The sequence below is a fragment of the Croceicoccus marinus genome, from assembly GCF_001661675.2.
Taxonomy (GTDB): Bacteria; Pseudomonadota; Alphaproteobacteria; order Sphingomonadales; family Sphingomonadaceae; genus Croceicoccus; species Croceicoccus marinus.
Map to the genome: position 1 here is coordinate 162,201 of NZ_CP019602.1, position 25,117 is coordinate 187,317.

A 25,117-nucleotide genomic window follows, 5' to 3' on the forward strand; every position below is an offset into this window, starting at 1 on the left:
TTGATGAGATAGGTTTAACTATATGTAGCGCGACAAACTGGATGAGGATTGCGCGTCAATCAGGATGAGAAAGTGATTGTCGCGGCGCGTCGATCAGTGCCTGTTTTGATTGTCGCTGGCAAGGTCGTCGTTCTCATTCTGATTGTCGCGGATGGTCTCGAGGACCTTTGGCGTGGTGTAGGTGGCGGGGCGCCCGGCACCGGTGCGCCTTGCCTGTGCGGTGCGGCGCCGGTAACTTTCGACGTTCATCTCGAAGATGGTGGCGTGATGCACTAGCCTGTCCACGGCGGCGAGTGTCATGGCTGGGTCCGGGAAGACCCTGTTCCATTCGCCGAAGGGTTGGTTGGCGGTGATCAGCAATGACCGTCGCTCGTAGCGTACGCTGATCAGCTCGAAGAGCACCGACGTCTCGGCCTGATCGCGCGAGATGTAGGCGAAGTCGTCGAGAACGAGCAGATGGTATTTGTCGAGCTTGGTCATCGCGGATTCGAGTGCGAGTTCGCGTCGGGCGACCTGCAGGTGTTGCACGAGGTCGGAAGTTCGGGTGAACAGAACCCTCCAGCCCCGTTCCACCAATGCGAGGCCGATTGCCGCGGCAAGGTGGGTTTTTCCGCCGCCGGGCGGACCGAACAGGATAAGGTTGGCGCCTTGCTCAAGCCAGCCATCGCCGGCGCACAAGGCCATGACCTGGGCCTTGGAGATCATCGGCACGGCATCGAAGGCGAAGCAGTCCAGGGTCTTGCCTGCGGGCAGATGGGCCTCTGCCAGGTGGCGTTCGATCCGGCGGCGATCGCGTTCGGCGAGTTCGTGCTCGGCCAGCGCGGCGAGGAACCTGCTGGCAGGCCATCCTTCCTTGTCTGCCTGGGCGGCGAAGTCCCCCCAGATGTGCTTGATGGTGGGCAGGCGCAGCTCGTTGAGCATGAGGCTGAGGCGCTGTGCATCGATCATGGGAACTGCGCTCATGCGGCTTCTCCCTGTTCGATCAGTCCGTCGTAGATCGAGAGAGGCACCAGTTCGACCACGACTTCGGGCAGATCGGCAGGGTCCGGGCTGAACCGGGCCCGCAAGGTTGTCAGGCACGGTGTTCGCCGCGCGGTCAGATCCTCGGTCAGGAGCCCGGCGAGTTCGGCCTCGCATGCGCGTTCGTGGGCCATGGCCAGAAGTTCGACGGTAGTGCGGCATGCCTCCCGCTCGCCCTGAACTTCCAGCAAGTGGTCGAACATCAGGCGATAGGCATCTCGCGGGAACAGGCTGTCGCGATAGACCAACCCCAGCAGCGCCATGGGCTTGCGGCGCAGGGAATGGATCACGTGGCGGTAATCGACAACATGGCCGTGCTTCCCGTTCATGCCCGCGCGGCCGCGCGGCAGGGTCATGAGCCTCGTGCTCCCAATGAAGACGTCGAGGCGGTCATCATACAGGCGGACCCGCAAACGGTGCCCGATCAGGCGGGATGGGACTGTGTAGAACACCTTGCGCAGCGTGAAGCCGCCCGAGGACGTGACCGTCACCAGGATCTCCTCGTAATCGGTGGTGCGCATGTCTGGCAGCGGCTGCAGGAACTTGCGTTCGGCATCGATCCCGGGGCCGTGCCGCCGGTTGCGCGCATTCACGACCTCGTCGATGAAGCGGCGATAGTCGGCAAGGTCGGCGAAGTCGCTGCTACCGCGCAGCAGCAGCGCATCCTTCACGGCAGCCTTGATATGGCCATGGGCACTCTCGATCGCGCCGTTCTCGTGAGCAACGCCCCGGTTGTTCCTGGTGGGCTCCATTCCATAATGGGCACAGAGCGCATCATAGCGCCTGGTCAGGTCGATCCTGGCATCGGCGTCCAGATTGCGGAAGGCGGAGGAGAGGCGGTCGGTGCGATGAAGCTTCGGCGCGCCGCCTGCGGACCAGAGCGCGTTTTGTAGCCCTTCGGCCAAGGCAACGAAACTCTCGCCGCCCAGGATGATGTGCCCATGCTCGAAGCCGCCGCAAGGCAGCCGGAAGTGATAGAGCAGGTGATCCAGTGGTTGTCCGGCAATCGAGACTGCCAGATCGTCCATGCATGTAAAATCGGACAGGCCGAGCCGTCCCGCTTCGTGCACTTGCCGGAAAATGACTTCGCGATCCTGCCCGTTCATGGCGCGCCAGTCGCGAATACGCCTCTCCAGCGTTCGCCGGGAGCCGAACACCGTCTCGGGGTATCGGCGCCGCAGTTCCTCGAAGATCGCGATAGGCCGGAGGCCGGGAGCAGCCTCCAGCATCGGCACGACCACTTCATCGAAGATGCCGGCAAGGGGATCGGGCCGGCGCCGGCTGCGCGGTGTTTGCCGCTGTGATGGTAACCGGGCGTCCTGCAAAACCCGATAACCCGTCGCCGGGCTGAACCCGGCCTTCGCCGCCGCCAGAGCGACGGAGTCATTACGTCTGTTGGTCATGAAAAGTCTCACCTGATGATCGTTGATATGTCGGCCGGCCACACGCCAGGTCCTCCTCCCCGGAAAACCCGATGCATAGCGGCCACCACGACCATCACAGGCACCTCGCAAAGAGCGCCTCCGGTGTGTCGGGACCGGCTACGGGCTACGCCCTCCGCCGGTCCCGACACACCGGATTCTCATCTTGATTGTCGCGCTTTCTCACTCTGATCGTCGCGCGACAGTACCGGCATCCTTCGCCAACCGGCCGGTCAGTTTACGTATCTATCCCGACCGGATCGTCATCGCCGCTGAAGGCAGGATATTGTGCGAGCATCAGCGGATCATGGACAGGGCCCATCATCTGCGTGGTCAGACCATCTATGACTGGCGGCATTACCTGGCGGTGATCCAGCGCAAGCCTGGAGCACTGCGTAATGGCGCGCCCTTTACCGAGATGCCCGAAGCGTTCCGCCGGTTACAGGTACATCTCCTGAAGCATCCCGGCGGCGACAGGGAGATGGTCGATATCCTCTCGCTGGTGCTGCATCACGATGAACAGGCGGTGCTGTGTGCGGTCGAACTGGCGTTGGAAGCAGGGGTTCCCACCAAGACCCATATCCTCAACCTCCTGCACCGGCTGAGCGACGGCAAGGACGGGAACCCGCCCAGGATCGATGCTCCGCAGGCGCTCACCTTGAACCGTGAGCCCAAGGCCAATGTAGCCCGGTATGATGCCTTGCGCGGGAAGGAGATGCGCCATGCATCATGATCCTGCCAGTGCCGCCGTGGTGGTCATGCTACGTGGCCTGAAGATGTACGGTATGGCCCAGGCCGCCGACGATCTGATCGACCAGGGAGCACCGGCCTTCGGCACGGCGGTTCCTATACTGTCACAACTGCTCAAGGCGGAGGTCGCCGAACGTGAGGTTCGCTCGATCGCCTATCAGATGAAGGCGGCAAAGTTCCCCGCCTACAAGGATCTGGCCAGCTTTGATTTTGCGTCGAGCGAAGCGAACGAGGCCATGATCCGTCAGCTCCATCGTGGAGACTTTATCGATGGAGCCCACAACGTCGTTCTGATCGGCGGGCCCGGCACCGGCAAGACCCATATCGCCACCGCGCTGGGCGTTCATGCCGTCGAGCACCACCGTAAGAAGGTGCGCTTCTTCTCTACCGTCGATCTGGTCAACGCACTGGAACAGGAGAAGGTGCTGAACAAGGCTGGCCAGCTTGCCGAACGCCTGCTCCGCCTCGATCTCGTCATCCTCGATGAACTGGGATATCTGCCGTTCAGTTCGTCAGGCGGGGCATTGCTGTTCCATCTGCTGAGCAAACTCTACGAGCGCACCAGCGTCATCATCACCACCAACCTCAGCTTCTCCGAATGGGCCAGCGTGTTCGGCGATGCCAAGATGACCACCGCTCTGCTCGACCGGCTGACCCATCACTGCCACATCCTCGAAACCGGAAACGACAGCTTCCGCTTCAAGGCTTCCGCCGCCATCAACGAACAGAAAAAGGAGATCGTCAAACCCTTGACCAGGCCCAACAACCACGAGCAATAATACCCCCGCAACCCGGGTCAACTCTCAATGGAAATCCCGGGTCAACTCTCAGTGGAAATCAACACGCGAACGGCTGGTCCGCTCGCTACTGGCGATGGTGCTGCCGCATCCCGGCCGGTTTCCGCTCGCGCTGCGGCTGGCCCGGCTGGCGCGGCCGGCCTTACCGGCCATCGGCAAGGTGAGCGCGCTGCGGCCCGTGGCGGCGATGCTGGCCCTGGCGCCGGCCTCGCTTCCGGAACCAACGCCGCGCGAGGACCAGCCGGTGGCCGCTTCGCGCGGTCGCGTCGCGCTGCTGGCAGGATGCGCCGAGCCGGTGCTGCGGCCCGAATTCCGCGCCGCCGCCGTGCGCCTGATCAACCGGGCCGGTTTCGACGCGATCTTCGCTCCCGGCGAAGGGTGCTGTGGGGCGCTGGTCCATCACCTCGGGCGCGAGGAAGAGTCACTCGCGGCGGCGCGTCGCAACGTCGATGCCTGGTCGCAAGAGATGGCGCGCGGGCTTGACGCGATCCTGGTCACGGCTTCGGGCTGCGGCACCACGATCAAGGACTATGGCTTCATGCTGCGCGACGATCCCGCCTATGCCGAGAAGGCGGCGCAGGTCTCGGCGCTGGCACGCGACGTTTCGGAATTCCTCGCCGACGTCGCGCTGCCCGCCGCGACCCCGCGCGGCCTGACGGTCGCCTATCACCCGGCCTGTTCGCTGCAGCACGGCCAGAAAGTTACCGAAGCGCCGCGTCGCCTGCTGACCGATGCCGGGTACACGGTGCGCACGCCCGCCGAAGCGCATTTGTGCTGCGGTTCTGCCGGCACGTACAACATCCTCCAGGCCGAAATCGCCAGCCAGTTGGGCGATCGCAAGGTGGCGCAGATCGAACGGCTCGCCCCCGACGTCATTGCCACCGGCAACATCGGCTGCGCCGTACAGATTGCGGCGCGCACCGGGATCCCTGTCGTCCACACGGTCGAATTGCTCGACTGGGCCACAGGCGGCCCGGCCCCGCCCGCCCTTCATTCCCGCCAATACGAGGTCTCGACATGAACATCATTACACTCGACCAGGCGAACGCGATTATCGCCGCCGGATTCGACAAGGGCCAGGCGCTGGGCCTGAAGCCGCTCAGCATTGCCGTGCTGGATGCCGGCGGCCACCTCATCGCGTTCCAGCGGCAGGACGGCGCTTCGACCATGCGGCCGCAGATCGCGGCAGGCAAGGCTGGCGGGGCATTGGCGCTCGGCGTGTCGAGCCGGACGATCGCCACCATGGCAGCCGAGCGGCCGACATTCATCGCCGCGCTCGGTCCGGTGAGCCAGTAAGGCATCATCCCCGCCGCCGGCGGGGTCATCGTCGTGGAAGCAGAGGGGCGGCCGATCGGCGCTGTAGGCGTGACTGGCGACACCAGCGACAATGACGAGATCTGCGCGCTCGCGGGCATCGCCGCCGCCGGTCTGGTCGCCCAGTCTTGAGGAAGGGACGATGAGCGAGACGACGAGGCACGCGATGATCAACAAGGCCGGACTGCAAGTCGCCCAAGCCCTGGCGGATTTCATCGAGAACGAAGCACTGGGCGGCACCGGGATCGAGCCGGCTGCTTTCTGGCAGGGCATGGCGGATATCTACGCCCGCTTTTCCGGTGAGAATGCCGCCCTGCTGGAAGTGCGCGACCAGATCCAGGCACAGATCGACGATTGGCACACCGCGCGAGCCGGCACGCCTGCTCGAGCAAAAGATCGCCCATCCCCGCACTGGCGCCAATACCGCCTGGGTTCCCAGCCCCACCGCCGCGACGCTGCACGCGACGCACTACCACCTGGTCGATGTCTTCCAGCGCCAGCAGGAGCGTTCGAGCGAGCCGGTCGCCCCGCTGGAGCGGCTGCTTGCGGTGCCGCTGGCCGATGGCCGCAACTGGAGCGCGGACGAAGTGCGCGAGGAACTGGACAACAACGCCCAGGGGATCCTGGGCTATGTGGCGCGCTGGGTGGACCAGGGCATCGGCTGTTCGAAGGTTCCCGATATCCACGACGTCGGCCTGATGGAAGACCGCGCGACCTTGCGCATCTCGTCGCAGCACATGGCCAACTGGCTGCTGCACGGCGTCGCCAGCTCCGATGAGGTCGAGGCCGCGCTGCGGCGGATGGCCGCCAAGGTGGATGGCCAGAACGCGGGGGACCCGGTCTATTCCCCGATGAGCGGGCACGAGGATACGAGTCCTGCATTCCAGGCCGCTCGCGCGCTGGTTTTCGAAGGGGTGGAGCAGCCCAACGGCTATACCGAGCCGCTGCTTCACCAGTTCCGCGCCCGCCGGAAGGGAGCGGCCTGATGCCCCGCTATCGGATCGACGACAAGGAGCCGGCCGTTGCGGCAGGGGCGTGGATCGCGCCCAGCGCCGACGTGATCGGCGATGCCCGGCTGGGCGAGGACGCGGGCATCAGGTTCGGTGCGGTCATTCGCGCCGACAATACGCCGATCGAAGTCGGTGCCCGCACCAACGTGCAGGAAGGTGCGATGCTCCATTCCGACCCCGGAAGCCCGCTGACCATCGGCGAGGACTGCACCATCGGCCATCATGCGATGGTCCACGGCTGCACCCTGGGCAACCGGGTGCTGGTCGGGATGGGGGCGACCATCCTGAACAACGCTGTGATTGGTGACGATTGCCTGGTTGGGGCAGGGGCCCTGGTAACGGAAGGGAAGGTGTTCCCCAACGGCAGCCTGATTGTCGGCGCTCCGGCCAAGGCGGTGCGCGAACTGGGACCGGAGGCCATCGCCGCGCTCAAGGCATCGGCCGAAGGCTATGCGGCCAAAGCCAGGGCTTATGCGACAGGACTGACGCGACTGGACGACTGAACAATACTCTTGCTGCTCATCGAAGCTCCCGCGAAAGGGAGCATACCATGTCTGGAGCGTGCATTTGCGATGCTCTGCACCACTCGCATCGGCCATTACGGCAGCAGCCTTGCACAGGCTCGGGCTGACGACATCGGCGCGTTGCCGATGCGGTGCCTTGTTGGCGCGCAATCGGGGATTGGCCCCTGCGATGATCGGAGCAGTGATCTACGGCTGAGCAAATCGGTCGGGTGAGAACAATCGCAGGCTAGCCGCGTGGGGCAGCCGCGAATATTTCGACTGGATCGTGGCACGCCGACTTCCTCTGGTTTTCGGCCACCGCGACCGGAAGCATCGTGACAGCCAGCGACGCCACTGGCCCGCCAACCCCGAGCGAACCCGTTCAACCTGCGTCGAACCTCTTGCCAACCGAAACGGACAATGCCATACGGCAGCGTATGGAGATGGAAGAATGACATTCAACGCGTCGAGTTATGTCGATCCGGAGTTCGGCTCCGTCGATCGCAGGATTTTCTGGTCACCTGAAATCTACGAGCTCGAGCTGGAGCGGATATTCGCCCGATCGTGGCTGTTCGTCGCGCATGAGAGCCAGCTCGAGAAACCCGGATCCTTCCTGACCACCTACATGGGGCAAGACCCGGTCATCGTCTCGCGAGATGCGCAAGGGATCAACGTTTTCCTGAATTCCTGCCCCCACCGCGGCAATCGTGTCTGCTTTGCCGACTCGGGCGAAAGCCGACAGTTCACCTGCAACTATCACGGCTGGGCGTTCGGTCTCGACGGTGCGCTGAAGCGCATGCCCAAGATGGGCATCTACAAGGCGACGCCCGGCTTCCGCATGGAGGACTGGGGGCTGAAGCGGGCGCGGGTGGCGAGCTACAAGGGTCTGGTCTTCGCCAATTTCGACGAGGCGGCCCCTTCGCTGGACGAATGGCTCGGCGATTTCCGCTGGTATCTGGATGCAGTGCTCGATGCCGAGGACGGGGGCACGGAATTCCTGCCGGGCGGCGCGACGCGTTCCGTGCTGAACTGCAATTGGAAGTTCCCGGCCGACAACTTCGTCGGCGACATCTACCATGCGTTGTGGACGCATCTTGGCGGGGCGGAGCCGACGCTTGGCCCGCATGGCGGCGTGAAAGTGGAAAACGAGCGATCGTGGCACGTCTCGGTCAACGGCCATGGTTGGGAATTCAACGACAGCTTTTACGGCAATGCCGCCACCATGGGCGACCGGGAAGTCCTGCGATACATGCGCTCGAGGCAGGAGGCGATCACGAAACGGCTCGGTGAATTCCGTGCCAACATGTGGGGATCGGTGGCATCTTCGACGATCTTTCCCAACTTCTCGTTCCTTCCCGGTTATTTCACTTTCCGGACATTCCAGCCCAAGGGGCCGACGCGCACCGAAATCCATGCATGGACGCTCGTCCCCAGGAACATGCCCGATGAAATCAAGGACCGCTTCCGCAGAGGTTCGATGCGCACATTCTCACCCGGCGGCATCCTCGAGATGGACGATGGCGAGAACTGGGAGCATTCCACCGCCGTCAATGCTGGCTGGGTCACCCGCCATCAGCGGCTTTGCTATGCCATGAACCCTCAGGACGAAATGGCCGAAACCGGGCTTGCCGGGAATGTCAGGGCCGGTCAGCTTTCCGATTTCAACCAGCGCGAATTCTATCGCCAGTGGATGAAGATGATGGACGCTTCGTCGTGGCAGGATATCGAGCTGGCGCCCGTTGCCGGCCCTGCGGCGGAGGCGGTCGAATGAACGCGTCCGCTTCGACACGGCCGGACTATTCGACCTATCCCCGGCTCACCATGGCCGAGGCAAGGGACGCCGCGCGGCAACTGATCGCCATGCGCGGAGCGGGAAGCACGGTCGACGATGTCCGCCTTCTCTCGTTGCAGCGGTTCTATGCCATGGAGGCACGGTTGCTGGACGAGGAGCGCTATCAGGAATGGTACGAGCTTCTGGCCGACGACCTGTTCTACTGGCTGCCGCTGCGCCAGAACCGGCATCGCAGGGAAGGCGGTGACGGTGCCGATCCCGACGCGATGGCGTTTTTCGACGACTGCAAGGCGGACATCGCCGTGCGGGTCGGACGTCTGGCATCGGGCCTTGCATGGACGGAAGATCCTCCGACGCGGCACGTCTATGTCATCAGCAACGTCGAAGGCTTCGAGACCGGTGTTGCGGGCGAACTGGAGGTCCATTCGACCTTCATCCAGTATCGCAACCGTTCCGAACATGACGATGCGACGATCGTCGGGCGCAGGCGGGATCTGCTGCGGATCGCTGGAGACGGTTACATGATCGCGCGTCGTCTGGTGCTGGTGCCGCAGTCGGTCCTTCTGACCAAGAACCTGTCGGTTTTCTTCTGATGGCGCGGCTGGATGGATACCGCATCGTCGTGACCGGCGCGGCGGCGGGGATCGGCCGGGCCGTGGTGCGCCGCTACGTTGCCGAAGGCGCGCGGGTCGTCGCCGTGGTCCGCAAGGAAGGCGACATGGAAGGGCTGGCCAGTGACGGCGCGCTGCCGGTACTGGGCGATGTCCGGGACTACGCGACCGCGGAGCGTGCCGTTGCGCTAGCCGTCGAGCAGTGGGGCGGGCTGGACTGCTATGTCGCCAATGCCGGGATCTGGGATTTTCACAAGCGCCTGGAAAAGCAGTCTGCTTCCGAACTGGGCGATGCGTTCGACGAGATTTTCGCTGTCAACGTCAAGGGCCTGATGTTCGGCGCTCGGGCCGCGGTGGCGCACCTGCGCGCCACTGGCGGCAGTGTCATAGCGACAGGATCGAACGCAAGCTTCCTGGCCGGCGGCGGCGGGGCGCTGTACACCGCATCGAAGTTTGCGTTGCGCGGTATGGTTATGCAGCTTGCGCGCGAATTCGCGCCGGATGTGCGCGTCAACGCGGTGGCGCCGGGCGCGACAGACACGGCCATTTCCGGGCCGACCGCACTTGGCCAGGCCGACCGTGCGATGAATGGCGATGCTGACCGGATGGACGCGATGGCCGGCGATATGCCGCTGGGCCGGGTTTCCGTGCCCGAGGATCATGCCTCGCTGTTCGTCCTCCTCGCCAGTCGCGAGGAAAGCGCATACGTCACCGGGGCTACCATGCTTTCGGACGGCGGGCTGACCATTTCGGTGTGATCGGACCTCAGCGGATCTGCCGCTGGCGGGTCGGGGCTGTGCAGTCCCGTTCGCGGTCCGACGGGCCTCACCATACGGATGCGTATTGACTTGATCGGGGGTATGACGCAAGGTCGGTCCCGCAACTCGACAGGAAGAACTTGGATGAATGGAGAGGTGGAAGACGGTCGTGGCAAGACGGTTCAGGCATTGGACCTGGCGACCAATTACCATGACATGGGTGACGGGTTTCCCGTGGTGCTGCTGCACGGGTCCGGCCCTGGCGTGTCGGCATGGACGAACTGGAAGCGGGTGATGCCCGCGCTCGCTGACAGCTTTCGCGTCATTGCCCCTGACCTGGCGGGCTTCGGATATACCGAGCGCAATCCCGAACTTCACTACGACATCAAGCTCTGGTCGAAGCACCTGATCGCCATCCTCGACGCATTGGGGCTGGAAAAGGTGAACCTTGTCGGAAACAGCTTTGGCGGCTCGCTCTCGCTGGCCGCCGCGGCGCGTTTTCCCGAACGGTTCAATCGCATCGTCCTGATGGGGACGCCCTGCGACAAGTTCACCATGACGCCGGGCCTGCGCGCCGGGTGGAATTATACGCCCAGCCGCGAGAACATGCGCGAGGCGATGCAGCATTTCCCGTTCGATCCGGCTTGCATCACCGACGAGCTGGTCGAGGACCGCTATCAGGCGAGCCTGATCCCCGGAGCGCAGGAGGGCCTGCGCAAGCTTCTGGTCAAACCCAACGATGAAGGCGAGACGCCTCTATCGGGAATGCCCGTAGCTGTCGTCGGCAATGTCGTGCATCCCACGCTGGTTCTCCACGGGCGCGAGGACATGGTCATCCCGGTCGAGATGGGCATCCTGCTCGCGCGTTCCATGCCCAACGCCGAACTGCACATGTTCGGACGTTGCGGGCACTGGGTTCAGGCCGAACGTTTTGACGCCTTCATACGTCTTGCGAAGGCGCATTTCGGGGCGGCCGCATGAAGGGCTGCGTTAACGCGCTGGGCTATATCGGACTGGAAATTTCCGATCTTGCGGATTGGCGCGCATTTGCCAGCGGCGAGCTGGGGGCGCAGTGGGTGGACCGAGAAGACGGCACTGCCGATCTGAGGATGGACGATTATGCATCGCGCATACGTCTCCATGTCGGCGATGCCGACGATCTTGCCTATATCGGGTGGGAGGTTGCCGATGCTGCGGCGCTGGCGGCGCTGGCCCAACGCATTGAGGGAGCCGGCTTCGAGGTCGAGCGGCCCGGCACCGAACTGGCGCGGGAACGGCGGGTCTATGACCTGATCCGCTTCCGCGACCCGGAAGGGAACGCGCACGAAGCGTTCTATGGCGCGCTGCAAAGAACCGACCAGCCATTCGTCAGCCCTACAGGCGCGCACTTCAAGACCGGGGCGCAAGGTCTGGGCCACGTCGTGCTGTCGGTGCGCGATGACCAGGCGATGACGGATTTCTTCACCGATACCCTTGGCTTTCGGTTGTCCGACTACATCCAGACCGAAGTCGTGCCGGGGCGACCGCTCAGGATCACCTTCCTGCGCTGCAACGGGCGGCATCATTCGCTGGCGCTTGCGCCCGTTCCGCTGCCGAAGAAGATCGTCCACATCATGCTGGAGACGCGTTCGATCGACGATGTCGGGCGCGCGCTCTATCGGTGCATGGCGGCAGGCCGCCACCTCAGCTTCACCCTTGGACGTCATTCGAACGACGAGATGTTGAGTTTCTACCCGGTCAGCCCGTCCGGATTCGATGTCGAATACGGCTGGGGCGGCCTCGAGGTCGAGGATCACAGCTGGCACGTCGTCACGCACGACACGAATTCGGCGTGGGGTCATGTGTATCAACGCCCGCCACGGCCAGCAAAACCGGAGAACAATTGATGTCCGAATTCCACGAGGCGGTCGCTGCCCGACTGCGCGATGCCTATTCGACCGGTGTGATCGACCCGTTGCGGCAGGCCCTGGCGCCAACCGATGCCGCCGGTGCCTACGCGGTTCAGGCGATCAACACCCGTTTCTGGCAGGCTCAGGGGCGTCGCATCGTCGGGCGCAAGGTTGGCCTGACGGCGCAGGCGGTACAGCAGCAGCTCGGTGTCGATCAGCCCGACTTCGGCGTTTTGTTCGACGACATGGCCCTTGCCGACCAAGGGCGGCTGGACCCGACACGGGTCATCCAGCCCAAGGCCGAGGCGGAGATTGCCATTATCCTGGCTGCCGGCATCGACAATGCGGAGGCAAGCGCAAGCGATGTCGCGGCGGCAGTGGGCGAAGTCGCGCCGGCGATCGAGATCGTCGACAGCCGGATCGCGAACTGGCAGATCACATTCGCCGACACGGTGGCCGACAACGGCTCTTCGGCATTCTTCGTCCTTGGCGAATCGCGCAAGCCTCTTGCGGGACTCGACCTTTACAGCTGCGGCATGGTGATGGAAGTGAACGGCAAAGTTGCCTCGCTTGGCGCGGGTGCTGCCTGTCTTGGCCATCCGCTGGAGGCGGCGGCGTGGCTCGCCCGGACGCTCAGCGCGATCGGCGAGCCGTTGCAGGCCGGCGATGTCGTATTGACCGGCGCGCTCGGCCCCATGGTGGCCCTGAAACCGGGCGACACTGTCGCCGCGCACATCGGCGGACTCGGGTCTGCCTCCTTCACTTATGGCGACAACTGACCGGCGGGAGTAGCCTGTGTCCAAGATCAAGGCGGCGATAATCGGTTCGGGCAACATCGGCACGGACCTCATGATCAAGATCATGCGCAATTCCGATGTCCTGGAAATGGGTGCGATGGTCGGTATCGACCCCGAATCGGACGGCCTGAAGCGGGCCAGTCGATTGGGCGTCGCAACCACGCACGAAGGCATCGACGGGCTCGCCCGGCTGGATGTCTGGCCCGAAATCGGGGTGGTGTTCGATGCAACGTCGGCATCGGTCCACCAGCGGCATTCCAGTGTCGTGACCGGGGCAGGCAAGGTCATGATCGACCTGACCCCGGCAGCAATCGGTCCTTATGTGATCCCGGTCGTCAATGGCGACGCGCACCTCGACAGTTCCAACGTGAACATGGTCACATGCGGCGGCCAGGCGACCATCCCGATCGTTGCCGCCGTCAGTTCGGTCGCCAGGGTGCATTATGCCGAAATCGTCGCGTCGATTTCGTCAAGGTCCGCCGGGCCAGGGACGCGGGCCAATATCGACGAATTCACCGAGACGACGTCGAAAGGCATCGAGCAGGTCGGCGGCGCGGACAAGGGCAAGGCGATCATCATCCTCAACCCCGCCGAACCGCCGATGCTGATGCGCGATACGGTGTTCACCCTGTCGAGCGGTGCTGACGAAGCCGAAATCGAGGCAGCGGTGAAGGCGATGGTGGAGCGTGTTGCGGCCTATGTCCCCGGCTATCGCATGAAGCAGGACGTCCAGTTCGAACGGTTCGGATCCAACAATCCGGTGCGAATAACGGGTGTCGGAGAGTTCGAGGGGATCAAGAGCACGGTGTTCCTGGAGGTGGAAGGCGCGGCGCACTACCTGCCTGCCTATGCCGGCAACCTGGACATCATGACGTCGGCCGGACTGGCCACGGCGGAAAAGATCGCCCGGCGCAAATTCCTGCAGGAGACAGTGCGATGAGTTTCGATCCGGCAGTAGACAAGCTCTACATCCAGGACGTGACGCTTCGCGATGGCATGCACGCGATCCGTCACAAATACGGTATCGACCACGTGCGCGCCATTGCTGCGGCACTCGACGCTGCCAAGGTCGATGCCATCGAAGTCGCCCACGGCGACGGTCTCAACGGTTCGTCCTTCAACTATGGTTTCGGTGCCCACACCGATTGGGAATGGATCGAGGCGGTGGCCGACGTGCTCCGGCACTCGGTGCTCACTACCTTGCTGATCCCGGGTATCGGCACCATCGAGGAATTGAAGCACGCCTACTCGCTTGGCGTACGGTCGGTACGGGTAGCGACGCATTGCACAGAGGCCGACATCTCGAAGCAGCATATCGAGGCGGCCCGCAACCTTGACATGGACGTATCGGGCTTCCTGATGATGAGCCACATGAGCGAGCCGGATGCCCTGGCCGGACAGGCGAAGCTGATGGAAGATTACGGCGCGCATTGCGTCTATGTAACCGACAGCGGCGGCGCGATGGACATGGACGATTACCGCGCGCGGCTTGCGGCCTACGATCGTGTTCTGAAACCCGAGACGCAGCGCGGAATCCACGCTCACCACAACCTCTCGCTTGGCGTTGCCAATTCAATGGTCGGCGCACAGGCCGGAGCCGTCCGGATCGACGCCAGCCTGGCTGGCATGGGCGCCGGGGCCGGAAACGCTCCGCTGGAGGTGTTCATAGCCGCGGCCGATCGCAAGGGGTGGAAGCACGGGTGCGATCTCTACGCCCTGATGGATGTTGCCGAAGAACTCGTCAGGCCACTGCAGGACAGGCCGGTGCGCGTCGATCGCGAGACGTTGAGCCTTGGTTATGCGGGCGTCTATTCCAGCTTCCTGCGCCATGCGGAAAAGGCGAGCGAGGATTATGGGGTCGATACGCGGCGAATCCTCGTCGAACTCGGCCGCAGGCGAATGGTTGGCGGGCAGGAGGACATGATCGTCGATGTCGCCCTGGATCTGGCAAAGTCAGGTGACTGACCGGTCCATCGTCGACCAGTTGCAGGCACGGTTGCGTCTTCCGGCAATCGTGGCGCCGATGTTCCTGATTTCCGGACCCGACATCGTGATCGCCGCTGCCAGGGCAGGGATCATGGGAATGTTTCCCGCGCCCAATGCGCGCACGATCCACGATCTGTCCGAGTGGCTTGCCCGCATCACCAGAGAACTGACCGAAGCCGGGCGCGAGGGAATGTGGGCGATCAACATGATCGTGCACCCCACGTACGATCGTTTCGATGCGGAACTGGACCTTGTCTGTGAGTACAAGCCGCAGATCGTGGTGACGGCGCTGGGCAATCCGCGCCGTCCGATGGACCGCATCCATGCCTATGGCGGGTCGGTGTTCGCCGATGTCATCTCGCCCGCGCAGGCCCGCAAGGCGGCCGATGCGGGAGCGGATGGCCTGATCCTTGTGGCCAGCGGGGCAGGTGGCCACACGGGTCACTACAGCCATTTCGCCTTTGTCGAGGAAGTGCGCAGCTTCTGGGACGGCCCGCTCGTTCTTGCCGGTGCGATCGGTAGCGGCAACGCGATACGGGCGGCGCTGACTTTGGGGGCCGATTTCGCCTACATGGGGACGCGATTCATCGCGACCCGCGAAGCGCAGGTGGCAGAAGCGAACCGCGAAATGCTGGTGAGGTCGGGCATGGAGGACATCGTCACCACCCGGGCCGTCACGGGTATAGCATCGAACTGGATGCGCGAGAGCCTGGAAGCATCGGGCTTCACAGCCGAGATGCTCGAGGAGAAGAAGAAGGTCGATTTCTCTAATATGGGAGACACCAAGGCCTGGAAGAGCATCTGGGGCGCGGGGCACTCGGTGGGAAGGACCTGCCGCATCCAGACAGTAGCCGAAGTGGTCGATGAACTGGCGGACGAGTATGCAGGTGGGACATCGCGGGCACAATCCATCGAACGTTGGTCCACGTGTCGGCGGTGATGGTCTAGCGCCTCGATAAGGAAGGACGCCGCTGTTCGGCGTTGACAATCCGGCCGCGATCAAAAAATGCATGTCCATGAACAACTCCTCACGCAGCAGATCCGCCGATGCACAGCATCTCGGTATCGACGATTGGACGGAGGCTGCTCTCAAGGCTCTGGCCGTGAATGGCATCGACGGTGTTCGCGTCGAAATCCTGGCCAAGTCGCTTGGAGTGACCAAGGGTAGTTTCTATTGGCATTTCAAGGATCGCGATGCCTTGCACAAGGCCATGCTCGATCACTGGCGGCGACGCTCGACCCTTTCGCTGATCGAGCGGCTGGATAGTTCGGACCAGACGCCGAAGATCCGCTTGCGCCGATTGCTGCGGGTTCCGTTCACGGCCAGCCGGTCGCGCAGCGCTGCCGATGTCGAACTGGCAATCCGTATGTGGGGAAGGCGTGACCGGCGCGCTCAGGACGCGCTTGAGGAAGTCGACAGCCTGCGCCTGCGCTACATCGCCGGATTGTTGGAAGCCTGCGGGTTCTCGCGCGACATGGCCGAAGAGCGCGCTGTCCTTGCCTATTGCTACATGCGGGTCGGGGCCACCCTCATCGAAGCCGATGCGACCGACCTTCTGGAGCGGTGCGAAACGCTGCTGATCGAACCCGATCAGGCTGCCGCTTCAGCCTGATCGGGCAGTAAGTCGCGCATAGTGTCGGATGCGGCACCAGGCTGCGTTCCATCGCGGCATCGCAAAAAGGCAACTCGCCTGTCGGTCCGGCGTGCGACCACCTCCGCGCAGAGCATCGCAAGGCCTGGCGCGGTGCCAGGCTCAGCGATGCAGGCTGTTTACGATGGCCGCGAACAGAGCCGCATCTTCACGGCCATTCCTTTCGCGGTCCTCGTCCGGCCATGCGGCCCATTTCACGATGACCACCCGCTCTGCCGGGTTGATCAGCAGCACCTGGCCGGCGCTACCCATGCCGTAATAAGCGGTCGCCTGTCCTGTCATCGGCGCGCTGCCCGATTTTTCGTCGACACCGATGCCGATTTGCGGTGAGTTCGCGACGCTGCCCTTTGGCAACCACCAGGCAAAGCCGTAAGGGCGTCCGGCCGCGATCGACGGTCCGGTCGGGGTTGTGGCCTGCGCCAGCCAGCCGTGGGGAAGGGCCGATGTCCCGTCTCGAAGCCTGCCCTGATGGAGCAGGAAAAGGCCGAGGCGGCCATAGTCGCGCAATGTGGCGCCGAATCCGGAACCGCCGAAACCCGAGCCGTCGGTGGTTTCCATGTTCCAGTAGGCCGCGTCCTCCATCCCGAACCGCTGCCAGATCGCTTCTGAGAGGAATCGGGGCAGGGACATGCCGGTGGCATGTTCGACGACGATGCCGTTGAGGACGGCATCGGCGGTCGAGTAATGGAAGCTGGTGCCAGGCCCGACTTCGGGATTCTGCGGCCGGGTGCCGATCTTGTGCAGGAATTCCAGCAGGCAGCCCTTGTGAGAACCGAAACAGCCTTGCAGGTCGGTCAGGTCCGAATTCGGATCGGCGGGATTTTCGTAATAGTGGACGCCGGACGACATCGTGACCAGCTGGCGCAGCGTTACGGGGCCGTAGCGGGTGTCGGCCAGCTCCGGAACGTAGGTTGCGACGGTATCGTCGATGCTGGCAATGTCGCCGCGTGCAATGGCCGCGCCCAGCAGCGTGGAAGTGACGGACTTGGCCATCGAACGCGAGGCCGACACCGTCTGCGCGGTATCGCCCCTCGTATAGCGTTCGAGCACGATTCGGTCGTCCTTGAGCACCAGCAGTGCGACCGCGCCGGTCCGCTCGAAATAATCGTCGAGCGAGTGGACGCCGCCGTCGAAGCTGTATTCCGGCGTCAGCGCCTCTCCCGTCGTCAGCGGGTAGGGATTCTGCCCTGCCTCGACGATGCCGCTGGGGAAGAGCAGGTGCATGTTGCGATGACCGACCAGCTTTTGCCCGGCGGTCCAGCGCAACTGGTCTTCCGCCTTGGGCATGATGGCAAGATCGGATGCGGTCGCGGGCGGCAGTCCCCGGGAAATTGCCGGTGCCCCGACGTTCGCACGCTGACCGTCAGACGGCGAGATTGCGCACCCCGAAACGCCGATCGCAAGGCACATCGCCCCGAAATGACCGATGTACCTTGCGAAAGATGTCATGTGAAATTCCCTCCGATCACATCTTCAGGCGGAAGCCGACCCGGAAGCTGCGGCCGATGGTATCGTACAATTGCGCATTGATCGGAGCGTAGAGGAACGGCTGCGAAATGGCCGAGACGATGACAGGGTCCTTGTTGAACACGTTGTCGACGTTCACGAAGAAGCTGCCGTTCATCGAACCCTGCTCGAACTTGAAGGTCGTGGACAGGTCGAAATACATCGCACCCGGGATCGAGTTGTCTTCAAGCACGGCCGGTGTGTAGGCGTTGTCGTACTTGCCGGGCGAAACGTAGCGACCGGTGAAGATCACGCCCAAATCGTCGTTGTTGAAGCCGACCGAGCCATTCGCGCGCCACTTGGGAACAGCGCCGCTGTTTTCGCCCGCCGCTTCGTCACGCGTGCTGCCATCGTCGATATAGCGGGTGTCGGTATAGGTCGCGCGACCGCGCAGCGTAACCGTTCCACCCATGATATCGGCCGGGATGACGTAGGCGCCGTCGATGTCGACACCCTTGAGCCCTTCGGTGTTGATGTTGACCGGACGGCGATAGACGTTGGTGATGGTCGTCCCCGTGCGCTGAACATCGGCGCACAGCACAGCGTTGCCCGCATAGCAGCCATCGACGATCTGCTGCACGGTCAGCGTGTTGATCGCGCCGCTGATCTTGATGTCGTAATAGTCGACCGACAGCGAGAAACCGGGCAGGAAGCTTGGGGTCAGTACCGCGCCGACCGAGAAGCTGCGCGCGATTTCCGGCTTCAGGCTCGGACTGCCGCTCGTGATTGCGGTGAACCCGCTCTGCTGCGCGTCGATGACCGGGTCGTTCACGGTCTGCGCCGAAGCGACCACACCGCCCTGGAACAGGTCGTTCAGGTTGGGCGCGCGGATGTCGCGCGACCGCACGGCGCGGAAGCGGATGTCGCTTATCGGCTGGTAGGTCAGGCCCAGCTTCCAGGTGTTGACGTTGCCGCTTGTGCTGTAGTGTGTGCGGCGTACCGCGCCGTTGAAGTCGAGCGACTCGCCGAGCTTGCTGTCGGCCAGCAGCGGCACCACGACTTCGGCAAAACCTTCATAGACGTCGTACTTGCCGGTCGACGGCTTGTAGTTCGCCGAGAAATAGCCGTTTACCAGCGATATGGGGTCGGCGGTGCCGTTCACCTGTTCCTTGCGGTATTCGAGGCCTGTCGCGAACGAGATCGGTCCCGCCCACGTCTGCGCGGGCTCCCCCTGGATCGATGCGGAGCCGACGTACTGTTCAAGCTTCTGGTCGAGGATGGAAGCGCCGGTGACGTAATCTATGGCATCCTGTCCGTTCAGGCCGTAGCCGAACACGTTGTAGGGAACGCAGCCGTTGGTCGGATCGGTAAGCGTGGAGCGGCAGACGATATTGTCGTTCACGTCGTATACCGCATCGACGGCGCGGGCGTAGTTGGCCTTGATCTCGAGGTTGCGGACCTGGGTGTTGACGTGGGTCTGGCCATACTGGCCATAGACCTCGTAGCTCCAGCTTCCGCCCAGATCGCCTTGCGCGCCGATCACGTAACGCTGCAGTTCGCGCTTCGCCCGGCCGTATTGGCGGCCAAGGTCGGGATTGAGCGTGCCGAAGCTGAAGCTGGTCTCGCCCGGCTGCAGCTGTGCGCGAAGGTCGTCTGGCAGGAACGCGTTGTCGGCCTGGATGGTGATGTTGCCAAAGTGGAAGTTATACGCCGACGGCGCATCCGCGATCGCCTTGCCGTAGTTGACTTCGACGAATGGCTGGAAGGCGTCGTTCACTTCGAAGCTGAGGCGACCGAACGTCGTGAACTGCTCCAGCGGAATGTCGAGCGCATAGAACGAGGCCAGATCGCTGGTCGTGCCACCGATCATGTAGGGGCCGGACAGGGTGCCAAACGTGAAGTCGCTCTGCGCGCCATTCAGGCCGAACTGCGTTCCGCGCAGCGTGCCCGAGGTGATAAGGCCGCCGAACGCCGCACGCGAGTGGTTCACGTCGCTGGCGTTGATCAGCTGCGGTTCGCCATTGGTGGAGGTATATGCAGGGTTCGGGATGATCTTCTGGCCATCGTACCACGGGCGCGAACCCACTTCCCTGATGCCCTCGACCTTGGAGTACGTCGCGCTGGCGATGAAGTGCCCTCGACCACCGGCGAACCCGGTGCCGTATGCGCCTTCGACCTTGTAGTTGAAGTCGTCGCCATAAGTCGTGATGCCGGTCTGGCCTTCAAGCTTCAGTCCGGTGAAGCGTGTATCGAGCACGAAGTTGACGACGCCGGTGACGGCGTCGGAACCATAGGCCGCCGATGCACCGCCGGTCACGACGTCGATGCGCGACACCAGTGCCGACGGCAGGGTGTTCACGTCGACGAGGCCGTTGACGTTGGCGCCGACGACGCGACGTCCATCAAGGAGGACAAGCGTCCGGCTGGCGCCGAGCCCGCGCAGGTTGAGGAAGTTGGAGCCGCCCGAACCGGACGAAACGGTGACAGTTGCCTGACGCGGGGTCGATGAGCCAGCCAGTGCGGGAAGCTGGTTGACGACGTCGGCGAGGTTGGCCGGAGCTTTTGCCTGGAGTTCGGCGGCGCCGACAACGGTTTCGGGGGTCGGAGCCGAGTAGCCGTCGCGCTTCACTCGCGAGCCGGACACGATGATCGCTTCCATTGAAGAACCGTCCGAGTTCTGAGCGGCGGCGATTTCGTCTGCGGCATAGGTATCGGTCTGCGTTTCGTCAGCGACTTGGGCGAAAGCGGCGGGACTGGTCGCGGCCAGCACGGCGAAGCTGGCGGAAAGATACATTGCGGCCTTAGTCGGAATCATCGGAACCCTCCCTAGTTTATATGCGACAATTGTCGTCAGGGCCTCATTAGGCGAAACGATTTGAGCAAAAAAAATAGAGATTAATGATCGCTACGTTCTATTTTTTAGTTATATCGCCGGTTGGCCGACGTTTTCCGAACAGGACCGGAAATTGCCCCCGCTAGTGCGGCCGTGAGCTGGTTCGGGAGACTGGTTGGCTTCGGTTCGCCGTGCGCCAGCTGTGGGGCGTCATGCCGGCGACCTGATGGAACCGGCGCGTGAAGGCGCTTTGGTCGGCGTAGCCGCATGCCTGTGCGATTTCGGCGATGGATTTGTCCGTTTCGATCAAAAGCGGCGTCGCCATTTCCATGCGAAGCCGGTGAAGGAAGGACTGCAAGGTCATCCCCAGGACCGAACGAGAGTCCCGCTCAAGCTGTGAAACCGAGATGCCGGCAAGTCGGGCCAATGCCGCAACGTCCAGCGGTTGCGCGGGGTCTGCCCGCAACCGTTCCAGCGCCCGCGCAAGCCGGGTGTATTTCGTGGACTGGCCACCTCTTGCTTGTAGCGACCGACCGACCGTCAGCACCCCGACGGTCAGCCCGGAAAGATCGACGACCGGCAACCGGGTATAAAGAAGCCATGCCGCGCCGCGCATCCCGAACGGTTCGAGGCGGTCGCGGATAGGACGCCCTGTCGCCAGAACCTCTGCGTCGAGATCTTCGTAGTGCCGCGCGACATGTTCCGGAAGGAAGTCGCCAGACCTGCGGCCAATGAGGCCGGACACTTCGGTCAGCCCGAAAATTTCGGCTGTTGCAGGGTTTGCGGCGACATAGCGCAACTCGGCATCCTTCACGAAAAAGGATACGTCGCCAAGCTGCTCCATCATCGCGTCGAGCAAACCCAGATCGGCAGTTCCGAGCATATGGACTTTGGTCATTTTATGCAGAAATCCGCATCGTGGTTGCCGAAGCCGCTCTAGCAAGCAAGTCCCGGAAGGGTCAAATTGGCGATCAAAGCCGATGGAGAGGACACGATGTTGCCAGCCGTAACCCTGACCGACCGTTTTGAGCGTCGCCAAGGTCCCATTCTGATCAGCGGGGTGCAGGCGCTGGTCCGCCTCATGCTCCTCCAGGCAGACCGGGATCGTGCTGCCGGACTGGTCACGGGCGGGTTCGTCTCCGGCTATCGCGGGTCGCCGCTCGGCACGCTGGACCAGGCGTTCGCCTCAGCGCGCAAGTACACGGCAGAGCGTGGAATAGAGGTTATGCCGGGCGTCAACGAGGAACTGGCCGCCACCGCGATTGCGGGAACGCAGCAGATCGACACCACGCCCGATGCAAAGGTCGCTGGCGTTTTCTCGCTCTGGTACGGCAAGGGGCCGGGGCTGGACCGTGCCGCCGATGCCATCCGGCATGGCAATATCCAGGGCGCGTCGCAATTCGGCGGGGTTGTGCTTGCCGTCGGGGACGACCACGTTGCCAAGTCCTCGACAATCGCCTGCTATAGCGACGAGACGGTGGCAAGCCTGCACGTTCCGCTGTTCTATCCGGCGGACCCGCGCGAAGTCGTGGAGTACGGATTGCACGGTTTTGCCATGTCGCGGCACACGGGCTCGTGGGCGGCAGTCAAGATCGTCACTGACGTGGCCGATTCCGCGCGCACGGTGGCAGCGGACGAACTGGCCTTTGCGCCATCCCTGCCGCCAATTGCCGGCGCTCCGCGCGGCGTCCACTTCCGCTGGCCCGAGACGCCGCTGGAGCAGGAAGCCAAACAGATCGAGGTCCGGTTGCCTGCGGTCGCCGACTATGTTCTCGCCAACGGCCTCGACAAGGCATTCAACCGGACCGACGCCAGCCGGATCGGCATTATTGCCGCCGGCAAGACGTGGAACGACCTGCGTTCCGCGCTGGACATGCTCGGTCTCGACGATGCCGCCCTTCAAGAGCGGGGAATCGCGTTGTACAAGCCAGCGATGATCTGGCCGCTGGAGCAGCGCGGCCTGAGCGCCTTTGCCGAGGGCCTGGAGCGACTGCTGGTGCTGGAGGACAAGGGCGGCTTCATCGAAGGGCAGGTGAAGTCGATACTCTATGGCAAGTCGGGCTTTCCGGCGGTCGCGGGCAAGAAGGACTTTGAAGGCAGTCCCCTGTTGCCGGCAGTGGCCGAACTGACGCCGGAAAAGATCACCGTGGCGATCGGGCGGATCGCCCGGCTTGGACCCGAAGAACGCGAACTTCCGGAACAGTTGCGCGCGCTGCTGGAAACGGCGAATGCGGCGCAAGGCTCTGCCGTGCTGCGCAAGCCGTTCTTCTGCTCGGGTTGCCCGCATAACCGGTCCACCGTCCTGCCCGACGGCAGTCGCGCCTATTCGGGTATCGGTTGCCACGGCATGTCGACCAGCCTGCGGCCGCGCCATTCGGGATTCTGCCAGATGGGCGGCGAGGGCGTTCACTGGGTCGGCCTGTCGCGGTTCACCAACGAGGATCACGTGTTCGCCAACCTTGGCGACGGCACCTACTTCCATTCGGGAATACTGGCGATCCGCCAGGCTGTCGCATCGGGCGCGAACCTGACCTACAAGATCCTGTACAACAGCGCCGTCGCGATGACGGGCGGACAACCGGTGGACGGGGAACTGTCGGTCGAGCAAATGGCTGAACAACTGCGCGCCGAAGGCGTGCGCAAGATCGTTCTGGTTACCGACGATCCCGATCGTTATGCCGGACACGCTCTGCTCAAAGCTGCCGGACCGCGCGGGCCCATGATCGAACGCGTCGAACATCGCGACGATATCGATGCGGTGCAACGCGACCTGCGGACCGAGAAAGGTGTCACGGTCCTGCTCTACGACCAGATGTGCGCGACCGAGAAGCGACGGCTGCGCAAGCGGGGCAAGATGGCCGAACCCTCGCGCCGCGTGTTCATCAACACCGCGGTCTGCGAAGGTTGTGGCGACTGCTCGGTGAAGTCCAATTGCCTTTCGGTAGAGCCCGAACACACGCCGCTTGGGGTCAAGCGCAAGATCAACCAGTCCACCTGCAACAAGGACTATTCCTGCCTTACCGGCTTTTGCCCCAGCTTCGTCACCATCGAAGGCGCAAGCCCGCGCAAGGCGGCCAATTCGCAGGCGTTGGCAGGCATGGCTCCGCTGCCGGAAATACGGACAGTCGCCCCGGAGGAAAACCGCAATATCCTCGTCACCGGGATCGGCGGCACGGGCGTCGTAACGATCGGCGCGCTGATCGCGATGGCCGCACATATCGAGGGGCGCAAGGCCGGGGTCCTGGACCAGGTCGGGCTGGCGCAAAAGGGCGGTGCGGTCACATCGCATATCCATGTCGGACCGGACGATATCCATGCCCTGCGCACCCGGGCAGCGGGCGCCGACCTTTTGATCGCCTGCGACGAAGTGGGCGGAAACTCGCGCGATGCGATCGCCGCCATAGATCCGGGCCGCACGCGGGTGGTGGCCAATTCCGATATGGCGATTACCGGCGATTTTACCGGCAACCGCGACATGGTCATCGACGCAGCGCCGTTCGAACGGAACCTGTCGGAGAAGGCAGGTGTCGGGAACTTCGCAGCATTTCCGTTTACCCGCCTTGCCGAGAGACTGCTGGGCAATGCCATTGGCGCCAACCTGATGATGGTGGGTTATGCCTGGCAGAGCGGCTGGCTTTACCTCGACGCCGATGCCCTGGACGCGGCAATCGAATTGAACGGCGTTGCGCTCGCCATGAACAGGTCTGCGATCGAGATCGGGCGCGGGCTGGCCCAAAATCCGGATGCGGTGATGCAGGCGGCCGGTCTTGCCGACCCCGCGGCGGAGCAGCTCGACGACGTAATCTCGCGGCTGGCGGCCGATCTCGAACGGTATCAGGACAGTGCCTATTCAGAGCGCTTCCTGTCCATCGTCGCCACCGCTCGCGATGGCGCGTCCGCCCTTGGCGGCGGGGATGGTTTCGTGGACGCCGTGGCACGGTCGCTGTACAAGCTGATGGCCTACAAGGACGAATACGAGGTGGCGCGGCTCTACACCGACGGACGCTTTGCCGATGCCCTGCGCGAACAGTTCGAAGGTGGCGGGAAACCCAGCTTCTATCTTGCGCCGCCGTTTCTGGCGCGGCGCGACCCGGTGACGGGCCAGGCTCGCAAGCGCAAGTTCGGACCATGGGTTTTCACGGCCTTCCGCATTCTGGCAAGGATGAAGCACTTGCGCGGCGGCCCACTGGACGTTTTCGGCAAGACGCACGAGCGGCGGATGGAGCGGGCGCTGATCGAGCGGTTCGAAGCTATCGTCGCCGAACTGGCCGGCGCGTTGTGCCCCGCGAACCTGGACCTTGCGCGCCAGATTGCGGCGATGCCGATGGAGATTCGCGGCTATGGGCACGTCAAGGAAGCCGCTGTCACCGCTTTCGATGCCGAGTTGCCGTCACGGATGTCGGCCTTTCGCGATGCTGCGCAGCGGGGCGCCGCCAATGCGACTGCCGTGCCCGAATTCGCCTGAAGCCGTTAACATCTAACCGGCGGAGCGGTCCTGCGCGCCAGTGTGCAGGGCCACCCCCCTTGTTGCCGACGCT

Annotated in this window: 19 protein-coding genes and 4 pseudogenes; 18 read left to right on the plus strand and 5 right to left on the minus strand. The window is 63.5% G+C overall.

Features of this window, described 5'->3' with window-relative positions; translation table 11 throughout:
- Positions 1–93: 93 nt before the first annotated feature.
- Together istB (A9D14_RS00885) and istA are read right to left on the minus strand one after the other, a co-directional pair.
- A complete protein-coding gene (gene istB, locus A9D14_RS00885) occupies positions 94–963 on the minus strand; it encodes an IS21-like element helper ATPase IstB (protein ID WP_066842171.1) in 870 nt (289 codons plus the stop codon).
- Complete coding sequence (gene istA / locus A9D14_RS00890; protein WP_066842173.1) at positions 960–2,465, minus strand: IS21 family transposase; 1,506 nt, start codon at positions 2,463–2,465, stop codon at positions 960–962. Before istA ends, istB (A9D14_RS00885) begins: the two co-directional genes overlap by 4 nt.
- A gap of 172 nt (positions 2,466–2,637) precedes the next feature.
- Between istA and A9D14_RS00895 the strand changes: the two are divergent.
- The 17 genes and pseudogenes from A9D14_RS00895 to A9D14_RS00970 all read left to right on the plus strand — a co-directional run.
- Positions 2,638–3,174: pseudogene (locus A9D14_RS00895) on the plus strand (IS21 family transposase); the annotation flags it as partial.
- Positions 3,164–3,970 carry an IS21-like element helper ATPase IstB gene (gene istB, locus A9D14_RS00900; protein WP_066842175.1) on the plus strand — a complete coding sequence of 269 codons (807 nt, stop codon included), beginning with the start codon at positions 3,164–3,166 and terminating at the stop codon, positions 3,968–3,970. The pseudogene A9D14_RS00895 and the gene istB (A9D14_RS00900), both read left to right, overlap by 11 nt.
- Positions 3,971–4,064: 94 nt before the next feature.
- Positions 4,065–5,009: a heterodisulfide reductase-related iron-sulfur binding cluster gene (locus tag A9D14_RS00905; protein WP_066842177.1), complete on the plus strand. Its 945-nt coding sequence runs from the start codon at positions 4,065–4,067 to the stop codon at positions 5,007–5,009.
- Positions 5,006–5,434 (plus strand): annotated as a pseudogene (locus A9D14_RS00910) (GlcG/HbpS family heme-binding protein). Before A9D14_RS00905 ends, A9D14_RS00910 begins: the two are co-directional and overlap by 4 nt.
- A gap of 34 nt (positions 5,435–5,468) precedes the next feature.
- Positions 5,469–5,621 (plus strand): annotated as a pseudogene (locus A9D14_RS20435) (hypothetical protein); the annotation flags it as partial.
- 61 nt (positions 5,622–5,682) lie between these two features.
- Positions 5,683–6,288 (plus strand): annotated as a pseudogene (locus tag A9D14_RS00915) (malate synthase G); the annotation flags it as partial.
- Complete coding sequence (locus A9D14_RS00920; protein ID WP_066842181.1) at positions 6,288–6,815, plus strand: gamma carbonic anhydrase family protein; 528 nt, start codon at positions 6,288–6,290, stop codon at positions 6,813–6,815. The pseudogene A9D14_RS00915 and the gene A9D14_RS00920, both read left to right, overlap by 1 nt.
- A gap of 451 nt (positions 6,816–7,266) precedes the next feature.
- Entirely contained in the window at positions 7,267–8,586 is a 1,320-nt protein-coding gene (locus A9D14_RS00925; protein WP_066842185.1) for an aromatic ring-hydroxylating oxygenase subunit alpha, read from the plus strand.
- A complete protein-coding gene (locus tag A9D14_RS00930) occupies positions 8,583–9,200 on the plus strand; it encodes a 3-phenylpropionate/cinnamic acid dioxygenase subunit beta (protein ID WP_083987476.1) in 618 nt (205 codons plus the stop codon). The genes A9D14_RS00925 and A9D14_RS00930 overlap by 4 nt, the downstream gene beginning before the upstream one ends.
- A 29-nt stretch (positions 9,201–9,229) precedes the next feature.
- Positions 9,230–9,976 carry an SDR family oxidoreductase gene (locus A9D14_RS00935; protein WP_232468683.1) on the plus strand — a complete coding sequence of 249 codons (747 nt, stop codon included), beginning with the start codon at positions 9,230–9,232 and terminating at the stop codon, positions 9,974–9,976.
- Positions 9,977–10,132: 156 nt separating this feature from the next.
- Positions 10,133–10,957 (plus strand): alpha/beta fold hydrolase, encoded by an 825-nt coding sequence (locus A9D14_RS00940; protein WP_232468685.1) that lies wholly within the window; start codon positions 10,133–10,135, stop codon positions 10,955–10,957.
- Positions 10,954–11,862: a VOC family protein gene (locus tag A9D14_RS00945; protein WP_083987478.1), complete on the plus strand. Its 909-nt coding sequence runs from the start codon at positions 10,954–10,956 to the stop codon at positions 11,860–11,862. The genes A9D14_RS00940 and A9D14_RS00945 overlap by 4 nt, the downstream gene beginning before the upstream one ends.
- Complete coding sequence (locus tag A9D14_RS00950; protein WP_066842188.1) at positions 11,862–12,644, plus strand: 2-keto-4-pentenoate hydratase; 783 nt, start codon at positions 11,862–11,864, stop codon at positions 12,642–12,644. Before A9D14_RS00945 ends, A9D14_RS00950 begins: the two co-directional genes overlap by 1 nt.
- A gap of 16 nt (positions 12,645–12,660) precedes the next feature.
- Complete coding sequence (locus A9D14_RS00955) at positions 12,661–13,602, plus strand: acetaldehyde dehydrogenase (acetylating) (protein ID WP_083987480.1); 942 nt, start codon at positions 12,661–12,663, stop codon at positions 13,600–13,602.
- Positions 13,599–14,627, plus strand: coding sequence for a 4-hydroxy-2-oxovalerate aldolase (dmpG, locus tag A9D14_RS00960; protein WP_066842189.1), 1,029 nt, complete (start codon positions 13,599–13,601; stop codon positions 14,625–14,627). The genes A9D14_RS00955 and dmpG overlap by 4 nt, the downstream gene beginning before the upstream one ends.
- A complete protein-coding gene (locus A9D14_RS00965; RefSeq protein WP_232468687.1) occupies positions 14,620–15,588 on the plus strand; it encodes an NAD(P)H-dependent flavin oxidoreductase in 969 nt (322 codons plus the stop codon). The genes dmpG and A9D14_RS00965 overlap by 8 nt, the downstream gene beginning before the upstream one ends.
- Positions 15,589–15,664: 76 nt before the next feature.
- Positions 15,665–16,261, plus strand: a complete 597-nt coding sequence (locus A9D14_RS00970) for a TetR/AcrR family transcriptional regulator (RefSeq protein WP_066842191.1) — start codon at positions 15,665–15,667, stop codon at positions 16,259–16,261.
- A gap of 141 nt (positions 16,262–16,402) precedes the next feature.
- On the opposite strand, the gene A9D14_RS00975 is transcribed toward A9D14_RS00970, so the two are convergent.
- From A9D14_RS00975 to A9D14_RS00985, 3 genes are all read right to left on the minus strand, one after another.
- Positions 16,403–17,749 carry a serine hydrolase domain-containing protein gene (locus A9D14_RS00975; protein WP_083987484.1) on the minus strand — a complete coding sequence of 449 codons (1,347 nt, stop codon included), beginning with the start codon at positions 17,747–17,749 and terminating at the stop codon, positions 16,403–16,405.
- A 16-nt stretch (positions 17,750–17,765) separates the two neighbouring features.
- Complete coding sequence (locus tag A9D14_RS00980; protein WP_083987486.1) at positions 17,766–20,561, minus strand: TonB-dependent receptor domain-containing protein; 2,796 nt, start codon at positions 20,559–20,561, stop codon at positions 17,766–17,768.
- A 160-nt stretch (positions 20,562–20,721) separates the two neighbouring features.
- On the minus strand, positions 20,722–21,618 hold the full coding sequence (locus tag A9D14_RS00985; protein WP_157668089.1) for an AraC family transcriptional regulator: 897 nt from the start codon (positions 21,616–21,618) through the stop codon (positions 20,722–20,724).
- Between A9D14_RS00985 and A9D14_RS00990 the strand changes: the two genes are divergently transcribed.
- Positions 21,574–25,044: an indolepyruvate ferredoxin oxidoreductase family protein gene (locus A9D14_RS00990; RefSeq protein WP_066847833.1), complete on the plus strand. Its 3,471-nt coding sequence runs from the start codon at positions 21,574–21,576 to the stop codon at positions 25,042–25,044. The genes A9D14_RS00985 and A9D14_RS00990 overlap by 45 nt on opposite strands.
- Positions 25,045–25,117: the final 73 nt, after the last annotated feature.